The sequence below is a fragment of the Robertmurraya korlensis NBRC 107688 genome (assembly GCF_001591645.1).
GTDB lineage: Bacteria > Bacillota > Bacilli > Bacillales > Cytobacillaceae > Robertmurraya_A.
Map to the genome: position 1 here is coordinate 75,450 of NZ_BCVH01000018.1, position 18,856 is coordinate 94,305.

Consider the following 18,856-nt stretch of genomic DNA (forward strand, 5'->3'; position numbering starts at 1 on the left):
TTATATGCTCATTCTATGATGTCCTTTTATATTTTAACGCATTATCGTTGGAAAGAGTATCATTTTGTTCATCACATCGTACATCCCTTGCTGCGTGATCCGGATATAGGGCAGATGAGTAGATGAGAAGAAGAGCAATGTATAAAAAGGATCTGAGTAGGCATAACCTTTTGTTTTTAAATAAGCCAGTAATTCCTTATCTTCTTCCACAAGGCTCTCTAAAGAGTGATCGCTCATCACTCCACTTAATGGCAGCGGAATTTCTAACACGATTCTTCTTTCTTCACTGATGACAATTCCTCCACCCAACTCGACCATTCGATGAAAGGCGTTCATCATTTCATACTTATTTTTCCCAATTAAGATAATATCTCCTGTATTTGAGTAAGAGCTAGCAAGGCCTTGCACCTTGTTAGAGAATCCTTTTAACATGGTATTAATTCTCCATTTCCCATGTTTATCAATAAGCATGAAAAAGCACTCATCATGATCATAGGAAAGCTCATCATAATTTGCATCAATCGATACCGAATATGGTTTTGTAATCACCGCATTCTCCATTTTAATTCCAAAAGGCATCGAAAATTGAAAATCATCCATGGATAACTCCCAGTCTAACTTTAACGGTTCAAATCCCATATCTACCCAATTAAGTGGCTCATAGGCATTTGTGTCTTCTCCGTCTCTTTTTACCCACTTTCCTTTTGCAAGTACCGATACAGGAGTAGGATTTTCCTCATCTGTCAAAAAGTTAATATTAGCCACTCTTCCTGTCGCAATATTCCCATGCAAGTGCTCGATATTATAATAGCGCGCCACATTAATGGTCCCCATATTATATGCATCAATGATCGGTACTCCCTTTTCAATTGCAATACGAATCATTTCGTCAATGATTCCATCTTGATAAAAGGAAGCAGAGGCCCCGTCTGTCGTAAACATAAATTTGTCGTACATTGTGATTCCAAGCTGATGGATCTCATCTAAAAGCACAGGTAAATCTGGACGGATGGAGGAATGTCTTAAAGAAACCATATACCCCTGCATGAGGCGGTTATATATTTCCTCCCCTGTCATCGCTTCGTGATCGCAGTCTGCACCAAATAGCATCATTTTTGCTAATGTTTTTTCAGATGCTCCAGGGAAATGACCTTCCACTTTCTTCCTCATTCGTTTTGCTTCCTGCATCCAATGAAGCATCATATCATCGCCATCTAGGAGCTTTGGCCAACCGGTCAGCTCTCCCCCTTGAATGACCGAATCATTTTCAAGCCAGGACTTTACATTGCTATGAGAAAAGATTTGATCCTCTTCTCGAATTTCTGTTTGTGCATCAAATCGGCACCACCAGTACATCGTCGTTGGTGATTTACGCATTTCTCTCATAAATGAGAACGCTTTATTTTTTTCCAACTGTAAGGCAAGCACCATATTGTCATTGATTAGTGTGGTCGTTCCACCTTGTGATGCATAGTGCGCTAGAGAATGGGGATTATATATTTGAAAGGGATGGGCATGTGGCTCTATATAGCCAGGCACCAACAAAAGACCTGAACAATCCACTATTTCACAGTTCTCTACATTGTCAGGATATTTGTCGCCAACATAAATAATGCGGTCGTCATATATCCAAATATTTGCTGTCATCCAAGAACGAAACGTCTGGTTTAAATACTTGGCATTGGTTAAAAGTATGGATGGAGAAACCATTCCATCTAGAACGGAAATATGTTCTCTAATATGTTTATTTTTCCACCGATATCGCTGATCCAGCATTGAATGTCCCTCCCTTAAGATGTGTAATTCTTATTCTAGAAAAATTTTGTCATATTACGGGTAACAATAGTTGAAATATCGAAATTCTACCATTGATTTGTTAGATTTATTAACACATTTTTTCAACTGACTTGTTAGAAACTACCCTTAACTCAACATAATGAAAACCCTTACATTTTGTAGGTTTGATTTTTATAGTATCATATTTCACTATTTAACGCAGTAAAGAATAACTAAATTTTTAAAATAAATGTAAAGGAGTGACAATTCCATGAATGTTAAACCTAACATCGGAATCGTAAATGCTCTTATTCGCATTACCATTGGTTTAAGCGTCTTAGCATGGAGTACAGCCAAACATACAAAAATGCCCTGGAGAGATTCTTATATTTTACTCGGAGTTCTTGGTGCAATGAAGGTCGCAGAGGGGATTGTACGCTTTTGTCCGGTCGTTGCCCTATATGAAAGAGAACAAAATTTAAGAAGCAATCAAAATCAATCTTCTAATGAAAAATCAATGACTGAGCAGTTTTTTCCGTACAGTACTCAATAAGAAAAGCGCTAAAACAATAAAAAAATATCCCCCTCTGCTTAGAGGGGGAATCACTATAGAAAGGAGTCCATCACATGATGTTTTGGGAATATGTTAGCGATATGTCCTTTGTCTTAATCGCTTTGATAGGCAGTATCATCGCCTTGCTCTTTGTTTATATTAAGAAGTCTGGGAAACGGCGGCAAACGTAATGGCTTTATGTCCAATGTCTTTACGATAGAAGATTCCTTCGCTTGAAACATTGGTTAACTCAGCATATACTGCGTCCTGTGCTGTCTGAAGCGTGGTAGCCTTTGCTGCTGCAAGTAATACACGCCCCCCTGCAGTAACAATCTTTCCTTCTTCATTCTCCTCTGTTCCAGCATGGAAGACGAGTGCATCCTTCACTAAATTAAGCCCTTCAATGACACTGCCCTTTATAGGCTCTTCAGGGTAGCCCTTCGCCGCGCAAACGACACCAACCACTGCATCCGTCGACCATTGAATGATTGGCTGTTCTCCGTTTAACACGGCAAGTATAACCTCCACTAGGTCGGATTCCATTCTAGGAAGAACGACTTGTGTTTCTGGATCTCCGAATCTGGCATTGAACTCAATTACCTTTGGTCCTTGCACGGTTTGAATGAGACCAGCATAAAGGATTCCACAGAAGCTTCTGCCTTCTGCTATCATCGCGTTAGCTGCTGGCTTTAAGACTGTTTCCACTGCCGTTTGAACTGCCTTCTGACTGATTTGTGGGACAGGAGAATAAGCCCCCATGCCACCCGTGTTTGGCCCTTGATCTCCGTCGTAGGCACGCTTATGATCCTGAGCAATTTCCATTGGAACGACAACGTCACCATTCACAAATGCCATAAGAGAGAACTCTTCTCCCTCTAAGAACTCTTCAATGACCACTTTTGCCGAAGCTGCCCCGAATTTGCTGTCAACAAGCATGTCTCTCAGGCTGTCAATCGCTTCTTCCAATGTGAGGGCAACAGTCACTCCCTTTCCTGCTGCAAGACCATCCGCCTTGATCACAATAGGAGCTCCTTTTTCCTCGACATAGGCTTTCGCTTCTTCAAAGTTTGTGAAGGATTGATAAGCAGCTGTTGGAATTTGGTACTTTTCCATTAGCTCTTTTGCAAACGATTTGCTGCCTTCAATCACAGCAGCTTTTTGATCAGGACCAAAAACCGCTAGCCCTTCCGCACGAATTCGATCGGCAAGTCCGGCTTGCAGTGGTGCTTCAGGTCCAATGATTGTAAGATTGATCTGTTCTTTTTTAATAAAATCTATCAGCTTGTCTTGATTTTCTTCAGAGATGTCAACACGCTCTGCTACATCTGTCATTCCTACATTCCCAGGAGCGACGAACACCTTTTTCACAGAAGGACTTTGACTTACCTTCCAGCATATAGCGTGCTCTCTCCCTCCACGACCTACTACTAGAACGTTCATGGTTTGTACCCCCATTTGAAAATTAGTGTTTAAAATGTCTAACTCCAGTAAGTACCATTGCGATTCCGTACTCATCTGCTTTTTTCACTGAATCCTCATCACGAATCGATCCACCCGGTTGAATAATAGCTGTAATCCCAGCCTTCGCTGCCGCTTCAACGGTGTCATCCATTGGGAAAAATGCATCCGAAGCAAGTACCGCACCTGTTGCTTTTTCTCCTGCTTGCTCTAAAGCAATTTTCGCTGCACCTACACGGTTCATCTGGCCAGCACCAATTCCAAGTGTCATGTCTGCATCGTTAACAACAATCGCATTAGATTTCACATGCTTAACTACCTTCCAGCCAAGCTTAAGTGCCTTCCATTCCTCTTCACTAGGCTCACGCTTCGTTGCTACAGATACAGTCGCATCTTCTAGTGTGTATCGGTCTTGGTCTTGAACAAGAAGTCCGCCTTCAATCGAAACAAGCTTGTTTTCTACCTTTGCTTCTTCATTGAAAGGAATCGTTAGTAAGCGAAGGTTCTTTTTGCTTGTTAATACCTCTAATGCCTCCTTTGAATAAGAAGGAGCAATGATAATTTCTAAAAAGATCTCATGCAGTTTTTCAGCCGTTTGTTTATCTACTTCACGATTCAATGCAATGATTCCACCAAAAATGGATACAGGGTCAGCAGCAAATGCCTTCGTGAATGCGTCAAAAGTATCTGTTCCTGTTCCTACTCCACAAGGGTTCATATGCTTAACCGCAACGGCAGCAGGTTCAGTAAATTCCTTTACGATTTGTAGGGCTGCATCTGCATCATTAATATTGTTATATGAAAGCTCTTTGCCGTGAAGCTGAGTCGCATTTGCAATCGAGAAAACAGAACCTAGAGGCTTACGATAAAAAGCAGCCTTTTGATGTGGATTTTCCCCATAACGAAGGCTTTGTTTTAATTCATAAGTAACCGTCATTTTCTCTGGATTTTCTTCACCAGCAAGGTCTGTCATGTACTCCGCAATCATTGCGTCATATGCTGCTGTATGTCTGAATACCTTAGCAGCAAGCTTACGGCGTGTCGCTTTTTCTACATCACCTGAAGATTTTAGTTCTTCTAGTACCACAGCGTAATCAGAAGGGTCGACAACAACGGTAACGAACTCGTGATTTTTCGCTGACGCACGAAGCATCGTTGGTCCACCGATATCAATGTTTTCAATTGCATCTTCAACCGTCACATCCGGCTTAGCAATGGTTTGTTGGAAAGGATAAAGGTTTACACATACAATTTGGATCGGATCAATTTTATGCTCCGCTAGTTGCTTTTGGTGGTTTTCATCTGAGAACTTCGCTAACAATCCCCCGTGAATATAAGGGTTAAGTGTTTTTACACGACCTTCAAGAATCTCCGGAAACCCCGTTACATCACTTACACTAATAACTGGAACACCAGCTTGCTGTAACGCATTCTTTGTTCCTCCAGTAGAGATAAGCTCATACCCTAATTCGCTTAAATGGCGGGCAAATTCTACAACCCCAGTTTTGTCTGATACACTAATTAATGCTCGTTTTTTCACGTTTCGTTCTCCTTTCGCCCTTTAAAAGCTGACTGATGACTGCAGGATAGAGCTTATGCTCCACCTCATGTATTTTTTTCTGTAAGCTTTCCTTTGTTTCTTCCTCATCAACGACTACGGCCTGCTGAGCAATAATCGGACCTGTATCCATCCCTGCATCCACGTAATGTACGGTTACACCGCTCTCTTTTACTTTGGCTGCTAATGCTTGACCGATGGCATCCTTACCTGGAAAAGCTGGTAGCATGGATGGATGAATATTTACGATTTTTCCTTCAAACTCGGATAACAAGGTAGGACCAATTAATCTCATATAACCAGCAAGGACCACAAGATCAATGTTTTTCTCCGTAAGAAGTGCACAGATTTCTTGCTCATACTCCCCTTTTGAAGAATAGTCCTTTGCCCGAAACACAAAAGTCGATACTCCAGCTTCTTCTGCCCTTTGAATGGCGTATGCACTCGGCTGGTCACATACTAACAGCTGCACCCGGCACCTGAGCTCACCACATTGAACTGCTTCTAATATCGCGCCAAAGTTACTGCCCGAGCCTGATGCAAATACAGCAATATTTTTCATACCGTCCTCCAGTTACCCAATGTGTATTCCAGCTTGGCTTGATACCGTTCCGATTGCATAGGCTTTTTCTCCACTTTCATTAAAGAAGTTGATAACATCTTCTGCAATCTTCTGATCAACTGCTACTACCATGCCAGTACCCATGTTAAAGATATTATACATTTCCTTACGATCAAGCTCACCAAGCTTTTCAAGCAAATTAAAAATGGCTGGTACCGCCCAGTTTGACTCTTCTAAATCTGCTCCTAAGCCATCTGGTAACATACGTGGAATATTCTCTACAAATCCACCGCCAGTAATATGAGCCATTCCTTTAATCTCAAACTTTTTCAAAGCTGCTAAAAGGGGCTTCACATAGATTTTTGTTGGTTGCAGTAATTCCTCTCCTAGAGTAGACCCTAGCTCATCAACGTACTGAGTGAGTTCAAGACCTGCTTTTTCTAGTAAAATCTTACGAACTAGTGAAAAGCCATTGCTGTGTAAGCCGCTTGACGCAAGTCCAATAAGCACGTCACCTGCTTGAATCGAAGCACCGTTAACTAAAGCAGATTTTTCACAAGCTCCTACAGAGAATCCAGCAAGGTCATACTCTTCCTCGCTGTACATACCAGGCATTTCAGCTGTCTCTCCTCCGACAAGTGCACAGCCAGCTTGTTCACAACCGTCCGCAATCCCCTTAACAATTGCTTCAATCTTGCTAGGCTCAGCTTTTCCACAAGCAATATAATCTAAAAAGTAAAGCGGCTCTGCCCCTTGAACAACGATATCGTTCACACACATAGCTACCGCATCAATCCCGATGGTGTCATGCTTATCTAGCATGAATGCTAGCATTAATTTCGTTCCTACGCCATCCGTTCCAGAGACGAGCACCGGCTCCTTCAGATTTAGACTCGATAGGTCAAACATCCCACCAAATCCACCTAAGCCGCCAAGCACTCCTGGACGAATCGTACGCTCTACATGCTTCTTCATTCGGGAGACAGCTTCGTATCCAGCCTCAATATCTACCCCAGCTTGTTTATAAGCATTTGCCATTGTAAAAACCCTCCATAGAAAAGCGCAAGCGTCTAAAGTAGACGCCAGTGCTAGACATTTTTATAAGAAAAGCGCAAGCGCCCGTCTAGCGCAGCTAGACACTGTTCAAAGTTCAATATTATCTTCTTTCTTCGCTTCTAAAGAAAAGGCAGCATGTGCTGCTGCCATTATTTGACCGTTTCTAATGTTAGTTCAGTTGGATAAATTTCCGTTGGGTATTTACCCGTAAAGCAAGCCAAGCATTGCCCGCAATGATCCTCTCTTGGATCCTTCCCGATGGCTCCAAGCATTCCCTCGACACTCAAGAAGGTAAGTGAATCTGCACCAATCATCTCACGAATTTCCTCAGGCGAAAGCTTAGAAGCAATTAACTCTTCTCTTGTAGATGTATCAATCCCATAGAAGCATGGGTTTTGAATAGGAGGGGAGCTAATAACCACATGTACTTCCTTTGCTCCCGCTTCCTTTAACATCGTTACAATTCTACGGCTAGTTGTTCCTCTAACTATCGAATCATCCACCATAATGACACGCTTGCCCTCAACCACTCCACGAACAGGAGAAAGCTTCATCTTAACCCCTTGCTCACGTAAAGCTTGAGAAGGCTGGATAAACGTACGTCCCACATAACGGTTTTTAATTAAGCCCATTTCATAAGGAATTCCTGACTGTTCTGCATATCCAATCGCTGCTGAAATACTAGAATCAGGAACACCTGTTACGACATCCGCTTCAATAGGAACTTCTAATGCAAGCTTCTTCCCCATTTCTTTTCTTGCGGTATGAACATTAATTCCTTGGATATTGCTATCTGGTCTTGAAAAATAAACATACTCCATCGTACACATTGCTTGGTTTGATGCTAGAGAATACATTTCTGAATGAATGCCATTTGCATTAATTGTAATTAACTCACCTGGTAACACATCACGAACGAACTCTGCACCCACTACGTCAAAGGCACAAGTCTCTGATGCCACCACATACGCATCACCCAGTTTTGCGATAGATAATGGTCGCATGCCGTTCGGATCAAGGGCAACCATTAACTCATTTTCCGTCATGATCAAAAAGGCATATGCCCCTTTTAACATCGTTAAAGCCGTTTTCACACGATCTTTAATGGATGAAAATCCACCACGGCGAATTAAATGGGCCAGAACTTCTGTATCAGAACTCGTTTGAAAAATACTTCCTTGGCCCTCAAGCTGAAGCTTCAGCTGATTGGCATTCACAAGGTTTCCATTATGTGCAAGTGCTAGACTGCCCGTCTGTGAGTTGAAGAGAAGCGGTTGAACATTCTCATAACCGCCTCCTCCAGCTGTTGCATAACGAACATGCCCAATTGCTGCATTTCCCGTCATTTCTTCCATCGCCTTAGCCGTAAAGATCTCGGCAACAAGACCTTCCCCTTTTAAGCCCTTCAATCTCTGTTGATCAGAAACCACCATTCCCGTTCCTTCCTGACCACGATGCTGAAGGCTATGCAATCCGTAATACGTGAGTTGTGCAGCGTCCGAATGGCCCCAAATACCAAAAATACCACACTCTTCATTTAACCCCTTTAGCTCAGCAAGCATGGGATTGCCCCTTTCCAAGCCTTTTCTAGCGTAGAAACTGGTTGAGAAACGACCAATTCCTCACCACAAGTTATTTTTAAAACAGATGAATCTGTTACTGTACCGATATATGTTGCATCTACTAAGCTCTCAAATTGAGCTTGGTTTTCCTTTTTCACCGTTAATACGAAGCGAGATTGCGACTCACTAAATAGTGCCGTTGTCGCTTCACCTTGAAGGGTTACATTTGCTCCTAGATTTTCGCTACCCATTAAGCTTTCAGCAAGTGCTACCGCTACTCCACCTTCAGACACGTCATGCGCAGATGCTACTACTCCTGCACGAATCGCTGAAAGAACTTGCTTTTGAGCCTTCTCTTCTACCTCTAGGTTCAGTTCAGGTGCCTTACCAAAAATATTGTTGTTTGTCAGCTTTTGAAGCTCACTTCCACCAAATTCAGGCTTCGTTTCCCCTATTAAATAAATCAAGTCCCCAGCAGCTTTAAAGCTTTGCGTGGTAATATGATCGATATCTTCGATTAACCCAACCATTCCAACTACCGGTGTTGGATAAACAGCCGTTCCACTTCTTTCATTATAAAGTGATACGTTTCCACCGATTACTGGTGTACTTAAAACGTTACACGCTTCACTCATTCCATCCACCGATTTTTCAATCTGCCAGAAAATTTCTGGCTTCTCTGGATTTCCGAAGTTTAAGCAGTCTGTGATTGCAAGTGGCACGCCACCAGAAGCAACGATATTACGTGCCGCTTCAGCAACTGCGATTTTTCCGCCTGTTTCTGGATCCAAGTAAAGGTAGCGAGAATTACAGTCCGTTGTCATCGCTAGCGCTTTTCTTGTTCCGCGAATACGGACCACTGCTGCATCACTTCCTGGAGCTACAACCGTACTCGTACGAACCATATAATCGTATTGATTGTAAACCCATTCTTTGCTTGCAATCGTCGCTTGCTTAAGAAGATTTACTAACGTTTCGTTATGGTCTGTTACTTCTGGTACTGTGTTCTCCATCGCCTGGAACTCACGGAAGTACGCAGGTTCTGATGATGGCTTATGGTAAACTGGTGCTTCTTCTGCCAGTGCATCAGCAGGAACATTCGCTACTACTTCACCGTTATGAACTAAGCGAAGCATTTTGTCGTCAGTAACCACTCCGATAGCAACTGCATCTAAATCGTACTTAGAAACGATATCAACAATTTCTTGTTCACGTCCCTTTTCTACAACGATTAGCATACGCTCCTGTGATTCAGAAAGCATCATTTCGTAAGCTGTCATGCCCTTTTCACGCTGTGGTACAAGATCTAGATTCATTTCAATCCCAGAGCCAGCTTTACTTGCCATCTCTGCAGACGAGCTAGTAAGACCCGCAGCTCCCATGTCTTGAATCCCAACAAGAGCATCACATTTTACTAATTCAAGGCAAGCTTCTAAAAGCAGCTTCTCCATAAATGGATCTCCGACTTGAACCGCTGGGCGCTTTTCGTCTGATGACTCTGTTAACTCTTCGGATGCGAACGTGGCACCGTGGATACCATCACGACCTGTTTTAGCTCCTATATACATAACCGTGTTTCCAACGCCATGCGCTTGACCTTTTTTAATATCCTTGTGATCAATTAAGCCCACACACATAGCGTTAACTAGTGGATTACCTTCGTAACAAGCGTCAAACTGAATTTCCCCACCTACTGTCGGAATACCGATACAGTTTCCGTAACCAGCGATACCAGCAACGACTTCTTTAAACAAATATTGAACACGGCTCGATGCATCTAACTCACCGAAACGTAGAGAATTTAACAACGCGATTGGTCTAGCACCCATGGAGAACACGTCACGGATAATTCCGCCCACTCCTGTAGCTGCCCCTTGATACGGCTCGATTGCAGATGGATGGTTATGACTTTCGATTTTAAAAACAACGGCCTGCTCGTCACCGATATCGACAATTCCTGCACCTTCTCCAGGACCTTGAAGAACATGAGCTCCTGATGTTGGGAACTTGCGAAGAACAGGCTTAGAGTTTTTGTAGCTACAATGCTCTGACCACATAACAGAGAACAAACCTGTTTCCGTATAGTTTGGCGTACGTCCAAGAATGTCTTCTACCATTTGAAATTCTTCGTCAGTCAAGCCCATTTGTGAATAGATTTTCTCTTGTTTAATTTGCTCCGGACTTGGCTCAAGCTTTAACAACATGTGAGTCCCTCCATTGTTTAACGATCGATTGGAATAGCTTTACTCCGTCTGCTCCACCTAAAAGCTGATCTACCGCTCTTTCAGGGTGTGGCATCATCCCTAATACATTTCCTTTTTCGTTCATAATTCCAGCGATATCCTCTAAGCTACCGTTTGGATTATTCGTATATGTGAACACGATTTGCTTGTTTTCTTTTAATCTAGCTAATGTTTCTTCATCACAATAGTAGTTTCCTTCACCATGAGCGACAGGAATTTGGATGGTTTCTCCTTGCTTATAGCTACCAGAGAACATCGTTTCATTGTTTTCCACACGAAGCTCAACATTTTTACAAATGAATTTTAGGCTTGTGTTGCGGCGCATAGCTCCAGGTAACAACCCAGCTTCTAATAGGATTTGGAATCCGTTACATACACCTAAAATTGGCTTACCAGCTTCTGCTGCCTTTACGACTTCCTTCATGACGTTACTAAAGCGAGCGATTGCACCCGTTCTTAGGTAGTCACCGTAAGAAAAACCACCTGGTAACAGAATTGCATCAAATCCTTCTAAGCTAGTGGCATCATGCCATACATATTCTACTTCTTCCCCTAATTCGTCCTTAATCGCATGATACATGTCGATGTCACAGTTGGAGCCAGGGAACACGATTACCGCAAACTTCACTGTGCAACAACCTCCTCAATCTCATAACGATAGTCTTCAATGACCGTGTTAGCTAGGATTTTTTCACAAACTTCTTTCACTACTTCTTCTACATCACGATCTGATTTTTCAACTGTTAGTTCCATATATTTTCCGATTCGAACATCTGATACCGCCTGATAATTTAACGAATGTAGTGAATGAACAACGGCTGTTCCTTGTGGATCTAGTACACTCTCTCTTAACGTTACAAACACTTTTACTTTATACATGTTGTGGTCCCCCTAATTTTTCAAGTATGGTTTCATAAGCATCCGTTAAACTTCCTAAATCGCGGCGAAATACATCCTTATCAAACTTTTCATTTGTGACCGCATCCCAAAGGCGGCATGTGTCTGGGGAGATTTCATCAGCAAGTAACAACTCACCAGCTGTATTCTTCCCAAACTCTAGTTTAAAATCGATTAAACGAATCCCTAATTCTTTGAAAAAGCTTGATAAAGTAGCATTTACATTCAGTGCTTTCTCTTTCAATTGCGCTACCTCTTCAGGAGTGGCAAGCTTTAATTCTTCTACATGATCATCTGTGATAAGTGGATCACCTAATGCATCATCCTTTAAATAAAACTCCACTAATGGCTTTGACAGCTCTTTGCCTTCCTCGACACCCAGGCGTTTTGAAAAACTTCCAGCTGCCACATTACGAACGACTACTTCAAGAGGAACAATTTCAACCTTTTGTACAAGCTGCTCTGTCTCAGAAAGGCGCTTTACAAAATGAGAAGGAATACCAGCATCATGAAGCTTTAAAAATAACAAACTAGTAATCTCGTTATTCAAACGACCCTTTCCATCGATCGTTGCCTTTTTTTCACCATTAAAAGCAGTAGCTGAATCCTTGTACTCAATCCAAACAATTTGTTCATCATCCGTTTTGTACACCCGTTTCGCCTTGCCTTCGTATAATAAGGAACCTTTTTCCATTAGTAATCGTACCTCCTGAATCGGAATATTGGCAATTTTTTGAGTAGAAGCGCCGCTGGGACGCTTCCTATATTATCTTTTACAATCCTAAACGTTCAAAAATCGTATCTACGTGCTTGATATGGTAGTTGTAGTCGAAGCAATCTTCAATTTCAGCTGGGCTTAACTTGCTTGTGATTAGTTCATCACTTTCGATTAGTGAGCGGAAGTGAACTTGCTTTTCCCAAGCTTCCATAGCTCTTGGTTGAACGGTATCGTATGCTTGTTCACGAGTTAATCCTTTGTCAATAAGAGCCAGCAGAACACGTTGTGAGTAGATCAAGCCTAGTGTACGATCCATGTTTCTCTTCATATTTTCTGGGAAGACCGTTAAGTTTTTAACGATGTTTCCAAAACGGTTCAGCATGTAATTTAGAGCAATCGTCGCATCTGGAAGGATCACTCTTTCAGCAGATGAATGAGAAATATCTCTTTCATGCCAAAGGGAAACATTTTCGTAAGCGGTCATCATGTATCCACGAATCACACGAGCAAGTCCTGTCATATTTTCAGACCCAATTGGATTTCTCTTATGTGGCATAGCCGAAGATCCTTTTTGACCCTTAGCGAAAAATTCTTCCACTTCACGCGTTTCACTCTTTTGTAACCCACGTACTTCCGTTGCAAATTTTTCAATCGATGTAGCAATTAGAGCAATCGTGCTCATATAGTGTGCATGACGGTCACGTTGCAACGTTTGGGTTGAGATCGGAGCTGGCTTAATTCCAAGCTTTTCACAAACATATTTTTCAACAAACGGTTCAATGTTTGCGTACGTTCCAACTGCACCTGAAATTTTTCCGTATTCGATGCCTTCTGCTGCCTGCTTAAAGCGTTCAAGATTACGTTTCATCTCTTCGTACCAAAGAGCAAGCTTTAAACCGAATGTAGTAGGTTCTGCGTGTACTCCGTGTGTACGTCCCATCATTACCGTATGCTTATGCTCGATAGCTTTATTTTTTAAGATTTCAACAAAGTTCTCTAAGTCTTTTAAAAGGATATCATTTGCTTGCTTGAGTAAATAAGAAAGTGCTGTATCAACCACATCTGTAGAAGTTAGTCCGTAATGTACCCATTTACGCTCTTCTCCAAGAGTTTCAGAAACCGCTCTTGTAAAAGCTACTACATCATGACGTGTTTCTTGTTCAATCTCATTAATACGGTCAATATTGAAAGAAGCATTCTTACGGATTTTTTCAACATCCTCTTTCGGAATCTCACCTAGCTCTACCCATGCCTCACAAGCAAGGATTTCTACTTCAAGCCATGCCTTAAAACGATTTTCCTCAGTCCAAATAGCTCCCATTTCCGGGCGTGTATAACGATCAATCATGTTTTATCCTCCGATCAATTCTTCAGTTTTACTCCAAATCCCGCTGTGTTCAATTTCTGCTAATGCTTCTTCTACGTTTTCACGAAGCAAGGTAATATGCCCCATCTTCCTCTTGATTTTCGGTTCTATCTTTCCATAAAGATGAATCTTCCAATCGGTCACAGAAGGAATGGCGTTAAGGACAGCTTCTTGATGTTCTCCCAATATATTCACCATAACAGCTGGTTTTAAAAGAGTCGTTTTTCCTAGCGGTAGGTTACAAACCGCACGCACATGCTGTTCAAACTGTGATGTTTCACAAGCTTCAATGGTGTAGTGTCCCGAATTATGAGGTCTAGGAGCCAGCTCGTTGATATAAAGCTCATCATCCTTTGCAAGAAACATCTCCACTGCCAGCGTGCCGACCAACTGTAATTCAGTTGCTAGCTTTTCAGCGAGTTGCAATGCTTTTTCAGCTGCGTTTCTACTGATTCGAGCCGGAACAATGGTTTCATGTAAAATATTGTCTTGATGGATATTCTCCCCAATTGGAAACACTTCAGTCTGCCCGCTAGCACTTCGAACGACGATCACCGATATTTCCTTTTCAAACGGAATCCACTTTTCCAATACACATGGACCATGCTCTAGTAATTTTTCAGCTAGTAGGAAATCATTTTGTGTCTTTATAACCAGCTGACCTTTGCCATCGTATCCACCAGTAGCTGTCTTTAAAACGGCAGGAAATCCAAGCCTTTTTATATTATCATAAATGTCTTGTGCAGATAGAATGACCGCATAAGGTGCTACCTTCACTCCGGCCTTTTCTATTGCAGCTTTTTCTGTCATTCGATTTTGAGTAACTTCTAGCAATTTGGTTCCTTGTGGTACATATGCATGATCAGCGAGCCATTTCAATGCTTCTGCATCAATATTTTCAAACTCATATGTGATGACATCACTCACGCTCGCAAGTTCTTTGATTGCCTCAAGATCGTTATACCCTGCCACGATGCTAATATCTGATACTTGGCCACAAGGAGAATCTTCCGCAGGATCAAGTACAGCCACTCGGTATCCTTGAGCTTTTGCCGATAAGGCCATCATTTTGCCTAATTGTCCACCACCGATAATCCCAATCGTTTGTCCTGGCAAAATCACTGGATTAGACAAGTTCATCACTACTTTCCAAAACGGCTTGTTTCGTTTGTTCTCTTTTTTCTTGGAGTTTTAAAGCAATCTCTTCATTGAATGCCCCCAGCATTTGTGCTGCTAGCAGTCCTGCATTAGTAGCACCTGCCGTTCCAATGGCAACTGTTGCTACCGGAACCCCTCCAGGCATTTGCACAATGGACAGTAGGGAGTCTAAACCGTTCAACGCCCTTGATTGCACCGGAACCCCAATGACAGGCAATATTGTTTTTGCTGCCACCATTCCAGGTAGGTGCGCTGCTCCACCAGCACCAGCAATGATTACCTTAATTCCACGTTCACGAGCAGTTTCCGCATATTCAAACATCAAGTCTGGTGTACGATGGGCAGATACAACCTTTTTTTCGTAAGGTATATTTAAATCATCTAGCACTGTACATGCTAGTTTCATAGTTTCCCAATCTGATTTGCTTCCCATAATAATTCCAACTAGTGCTTCCATTGTACCCCTCCTGGCTAAATAATATAAAAAGCCCACACAGATTCCTTTCCATGACGAGGAAAGGAATCTGTCCGGGCTTGTTCATACAAGATGGAAGAGACACAAAAGAAGCGCCTCTTACTCCGGGCATATCACATTCCTCATAGTCCGATCATTTACGGTAATCGGGTAGAAACTCATGGGCCATATTCCCATTATTATACGAGGGCTATTTCTGAAATTAATCTCATGTCTATATTACAATCTGTTATATAATCTGTCAATGAAATTGTCGAACGTTTATAATTTATGTATAGTTAATGTTCGTGTTTTACTCTATTAACCGCGCTTCGAATACAATTTTCCTGGCGATCGGCTCATAAGAAACCTCTCCCGCCTCTTTTACCTCTTGAAAAACGGGCTTTTCTGTCCGCTTTACAGGAGTATACCCTTCTTTCGCCATTCGTTCAAGACAATCACTCAATGTTTCGTTTTCTTCTACTTCGAAATTTGCCTTTTTTGGTTTTGTCATTTTTTCTAGTCCCTTCATTGTCCTTTAATAGTAACCTATTATACCCATTTATAAGATGTAATAGAAGTCTATTTGTGCTTAGCTAAGCCCTTCTTATATAGGTATCGCTTACATGTTTTTTACGGGGAAATCGTTAACAAAATGTTCATTTACATTTTGAAATGACGGGAGTATGATAATCAAAGTTTCATATTCTTAAATCGCTGAAACCATTGGTACGGGGGACCCAAAACGTCCTGGGGTGAATCCTTTTATTAGGTAGGGCTACTCATGAGGCCCGAATCCGACAGCTAACCTCGTAAGCGTTTTTTGAGAAGGAAGGTGGAGCTTGTAGAGCAAATTTGCTAATGTCTACAAGTCTTATTCTTGATGACTTTGTAGGCTTTTTTTTGTGGATTTTTTTCATTATATCTTGGTAGATGGTGGTGTAAAACATGATCTCTTCTCTTAAGAGATTACTTATTGGCAGACCGTTGAAGTCCGACCAATTAGGTGAGCAAAAACTAAATAAAACAAAAGCTTTGGCTATTTTATCATCGGATGCTTTATCATCCGTCGCCTATGGACCCGAGCAAATTCTCATTGTTCTCGTAACTATTGGAGCAGTGGCATTTTGGTATTCCATTCCGATAGCGATTGGAGTTCTTCTATTATTAACAGCCCTAATCTTATCTTACCGACAAATCATTTATGCGTACCCTCACGGTGGCGGTGCGTATGTGGTTTCAAAAACCAATCTTGGTGTGAATCCAGGTCTAGTGGCCGGAGGGTCGTTATTGGTTGACTATATATTAACAGTGGCAGTAAGTGTGTCCGCAGGTACCGATGCCATTACTTCTGCTTTTCCAGCTTTGCATGATTTTAATGTGGAGATTGCGATTGTTTTTGTTATCTTCTTAACGATTTTAAACCTAAGAGGGGTAACCGAATCCGCATCTATTCTTGCTTATCCAGTTTATTTATTTGTACTAGCACTGTTTATCTTAATTGGAGTCGGTTTATTTAATGTGGTCACAGGTCAAGTACCTCCTGAACTGCATACGCCAATTGGAACACCAGTTGCAGGGATCAGCTTGTTTCTTTTACTAAAAGCATTTGCGTCAGGAAGTTCCGCCTTAACAGGAGTGGAGGCCATTTCAAACGCGATCCCGAACTTTAAAGATCCTGCACCAAAAAATGCGGCGAGGACACTTATGTTAATGGGAGCACTGCTAGCAATCCTGTTATCTGGAATTGTTGTCTTAGCTTATTATTACGGCATTACTCCAAAGGCAGAAGAAACGGTTGTCTCACAAATTGCGAATCAAACTTTCGGACGAACATTTATGTACTTCTTCGTCCAGGGGACAACGGCCTTGATTTTAATACTAGCGGCAAATACAGGATACTCTGCTTTCCCTTTATTAGCAGTCAACTTAGCCAATGATAAATTTATCCCTCGTATGTTTACACTTCGAGGAGATCGACTTGGTTACTCTAACGGAATCATCATCTTAGGATTTGCTTCTATCTTGCTCATTATTACTTTTCATGGACATACAGAAAATTTAATTCCACTGTATGCAGTCGGTGTCTTTATTCCTTTTACCCTTTCACAAACTGGGATGATGGTAAAGTGGATTCGCGAAAAGCCAGCTGGTTGGGTTCCAAAACTCGTGATTAACACAGCTGGCGCTCTAATTAGTTTCATTGTTACCTTGATGTTCTTTATTACAAAGTTCACCCAAGTATGGCCGGTGCTTGTCTTTATTCCTGTAATTGTCCTTCTCTTTCACAAAATTCGGAAGCACTACGATGCCATTGCTGATCAGCTTCGTGTTACCACCTGTGAGGCAGCACTTCCGATTGAAGGAAATGTGATTATCGTTCCTGTCGCTGGCATCACTCATGTCGTGGAAAACTCGATTACCTACGCTAAGTCCCTTTCAGCAAGCCAGGTGATTGCTGTTTATGTAGCATTTGATCGAGAAGAAGAAAAGCGCTTTGAGGAAAAATGGAAACAGTGGCAGCCTGATGTACGATTGGTCACCTTGCATTCTCATTATAGAAGCATCATCCATCCACTAACCAAATTTGTTGATACGGTCGAGCATAAAGCAAGTGAGTCGAATTACAGAGTAACTGTATTAATCCCACAGTTCATTCCGAAAAAAGGCTGGCATAATATTCTACACAATCAATCGAGCCTATTAATCCGTTCCTTCTTGCTTTATAAAAAGAATGTAATTGTTTCGACCCTGCCTTATCATTTGAAACATTAATATAAATAAAGCAAACCAAGCACCTTGATGGGTGCTTGGTTTATTTTTGGAGACAGATAGGGGGAGCGGCCCTTCTTATTTTACCGGTGGGAGCAGTTGATGTTGCTAGTGAGCAATTAAACACTTCTATTTGACTGGTGAGAGCAACTGTTGCTGCTCGAGGGCAGTTTGAGCCTCTCTATTTACCGGTTGGGGCAATCGATCTCGCTAACGGGCAGATAGAGTTCCTCTCTCTTACCATTCATCGGGATTATGCGCTAAAATCGACAAGGAGGGATTTTCTCTCTTACCATCCATCATGATTTTCCACTCACTTGGGCACTGAGACGCCTTCTCTCTTACCATCCATATTGATTTTCCGCCTGTTTGGGCACTGAGACACCTTCTCTCTTACCATCCATCATGATTTTCTGCTCGCTTGGGCACTGAGACGCCTTCTCTCTTACCATCCATCATGATTGTCCACCCGTTTGGGCACTGAGACGCCTTTTCTCTTACCATCCATCATGATTGTCCGCCCGTTTGGGCACTGAGACGCCTTCTCTCTTACCATTAATTAAAAAAATCCTCCCTGCGGTTAGATAGTGCACCTCTATTTACCCATTTTAACAATTAACTGCTTCATTTGGTCAAATAGAACCGCTCTATTTATTACCCACTCAATTCTAATACCATCCCTAACGATAAAACAAAGAATATATAACAAAAAAAGCACCCATA

Annotated in this window: 17 protein-coding genes and 2 riboswitches; of the genes, 3 read left to right on the plus strand and 14 right to left on the minus strand. The window is 41.9% G+C overall.

The window, feature by feature from the left end:
- Positions 1-33 precede the first annotated feature (33 nt).
- Positions 34-1,776 (minus strand): adenine deaminase C-terminal domain-containing protein, encoded by a 1,743-nt coding sequence (locus BKO01S_RS18715; protein ID WP_066057822.1) that lies wholly within the window; start codon positions 1,774-1,776, stop codon positions 34-36.
- A gap of 271 nt (positions 1,777-2,047) precedes the next feature.
- Here BKO01S_RS18715 and BKO01S_RS18720 point away from each other — a divergent pair, with 271 nt between their 5' ends.
- Both BKO01S_RS18720 and BKO01S_RS25245 read left to right on the plus strand, forming a co-directional pair.
- Positions 2,048-2,329 carry a YgaP family membrane protein gene (locus BKO01S_RS18720; RefSeq protein WP_066057825.1) on the plus strand — a complete coding sequence of 94 codons (282 nt, stop codon included), beginning with the start codon at positions 2,048-2,050 and terminating at the stop codon, positions 2,327-2,329.
- Between the two features lie 101 nt (positions 2,330-2,430).
- The gene (locus BKO01S_RS25245) at positions 2,431-2,520 is read left to right on the plus strand and encodes an EYxxD motif small membrane protein (RefSeq protein WP_369691009.1); all 90 of its coding nucleotides are present in this window, start codon (positions 2,431-2,433) and stop codon (positions 2,518-2,520) included.
- On the opposite strand, the gene purD is transcribed toward BKO01S_RS25245, so the two are convergent.
- The 13 genes from purD to BKO01S_RS18785 all read right to left on the minus strand — a co-directional run bounded on the left by purD (position 2,489) and on the right by BKO01S_RS18785 (position 15,875).
- Positions 2,489-3,769: a phosphoribosylamine--glycine ligase gene (gene purD / locus BKO01S_RS18725; RefSeq protein WP_066057826.1), complete on the minus strand. Its 1,281-nt coding sequence runs from the start codon at positions 3,767-3,769 to the stop codon at positions 2,489-2,491. The two genes, BKO01S_RS25245 and purD, sit on opposite strands and share 32 nt — an antisense overlap.
- 22 nt (positions 3,770-3,791) lie before the next feature.
- Complete coding sequence (purH, locus tag BKO01S_RS18730; RefSeq protein WP_066057829.1) at positions 3,792-5,327, minus strand: bifunctional phosphoribosylaminoimidazolecarboxamide formyltransferase/IMP cyclohydrolase; 1,536 nt, start codon at positions 5,325-5,327, stop codon at positions 3,792-3,794.
- A complete protein-coding gene (purN, locus tag BKO01S_RS18735) occupies positions 5,305-5,907 on the minus strand; it encodes a phosphoribosylglycinamide formyltransferase (protein ID WP_066057833.1) in 603 nt (200 codons plus the stop codon). The genes purH and purN overlap by 23 nt, the downstream gene beginning before the upstream one ends.
- A 12-nt stretch (positions 5,908-5,919) precedes the next feature.
- Positions 5,920-6,945, minus strand: coding sequence for a phosphoribosylformylglycinamidine cyclo-ligase (gene purM / locus BKO01S_RS18740; RefSeq protein WP_066057836.1), 1,026 nt, complete (start codon positions 6,943-6,945; stop codon positions 5,920-5,922).
- Positions 6,946-7,112: 167 nt separating this feature from the next.
- The gene (gene purF / locus BKO01S_RS18745; RefSeq protein ID WP_066057839.1) at positions 7,113-8,525 is read right to left on the minus strand and encodes an amidophosphoribosyltransferase; all 1,413 of its coding nucleotides are present in this window, start codon (positions 8,523-8,525) and stop codon (positions 7,113-7,115) included.
- A complete protein-coding gene (gene purL / locus BKO01S_RS18750) occupies positions 8,510-10,729 on the minus strand; it encodes a phosphoribosylformylglycinamidine synthase subunit PurL (RefSeq protein WP_066057840.1) in 2,220 nt (739 codons plus the stop codon). The genes purF and purL overlap by 16 nt, the downstream gene beginning before the upstream one ends.
- A complete protein-coding gene (gene purQ / locus BKO01S_RS18755; protein ID WP_066057843.1) occupies positions 10,713-11,396 on the minus strand; it encodes a phosphoribosylformylglycinamidine synthase subunit PurQ in 684 nt (227 codons plus the stop codon). Before purQ ends, purL begins: the two co-directional genes overlap by 17 nt.
- Entirely contained in the window at positions 11,393-11,647 is a 255-nt protein-coding gene (purS, locus tag BKO01S_RS18760) for a phosphoribosylformylglycinamidine synthase subunit PurS (protein ID WP_066057846.1), read from the minus strand. Before purS ends, purQ begins: the two co-directional genes overlap by 4 nt.
- Positions 11,640-12,359 (minus strand): phosphoribosylaminoimidazolesuccinocarboxamide synthase, encoded by a 720-nt coding sequence (gene purC, locus BKO01S_RS18765; protein WP_066057849.1) that lies wholly within the window; start codon positions 12,357-12,359, stop codon positions 11,640-11,642. The genes purS and purC overlap by 8 nt, the downstream gene beginning before the upstream one ends.
- Positions 12,360-12,438: 79 nt before the next feature.
- Positions 12,439-13,731 carry an adenylosuccinate lyase gene (gene purB / locus BKO01S_RS18770; protein WP_066057852.1) on the minus strand — a complete coding sequence of 431 codons (1,293 nt, stop codon included), beginning with the start codon at positions 13,729-13,731 and terminating at the stop codon, positions 12,439-12,441.
- 3 nt (positions 13,732-13,734) lie between these two features.
- Positions 13,735-14,889: a 5-(carboxyamino)imidazole ribonucleotide synthase gene (purK, locus tag BKO01S_RS18775; protein ID WP_198158847.1), complete on the minus strand. Its 1,155-nt coding sequence runs from the start codon at positions 14,887-14,889 to the stop codon at positions 13,735-13,737.
- Positions 14,876-15,364, minus strand: a complete 489-nt coding sequence (purE, locus tag BKO01S_RS18780; RefSeq protein ID WP_066057855.1) for a 5-(carboxyamino)imidazole ribonucleotide mutase — start codon at positions 15,362-15,364, stop codon at positions 14,876-14,878. The genes purK and purE overlap by 14 nt, the downstream gene beginning before the upstream one ends.
- 123 nt (positions 15,365-15,487) lie before the next feature.
- A riboswitch (purine riboswitch) is annotated at positions 15,488-15,589 on the minus strand.
- A gap of 85 nt (positions 15,590-15,674) precedes the next feature.
- The gene (locus BKO01S_RS18785; RefSeq protein ID WP_066057858.1) at positions 15,675-15,875 is read right to left on the minus strand and encodes an NETI motif-containing protein; all 201 of its coding nucleotides are present in this window, start codon (positions 15,873-15,875) and stop codon (positions 15,675-15,677) included.
- A gap of 191 nt (positions 15,876-16,066) precedes the next feature.
- A riboswitch (cyclic di-AMP (ydaO/yuaA leader) is annotated at positions 16,067-16,196 on the plus strand.
- 113 nt (positions 16,197-16,309) lie between these two features.
- Here BKO01S_RS18785 and kimA point away from each other — a divergent pair.
- Positions 16,310-18,136, plus strand: a complete 1,827-nt coding sequence (kimA, locus tag BKO01S_RS18790) for a potassium transporter KimA (protein ID WP_066057861.1) — start codon at positions 16,310-16,312, stop codon at positions 18,134-18,136.
- Positions 18,137-18,856: the final 720 nt, after the last annotated feature.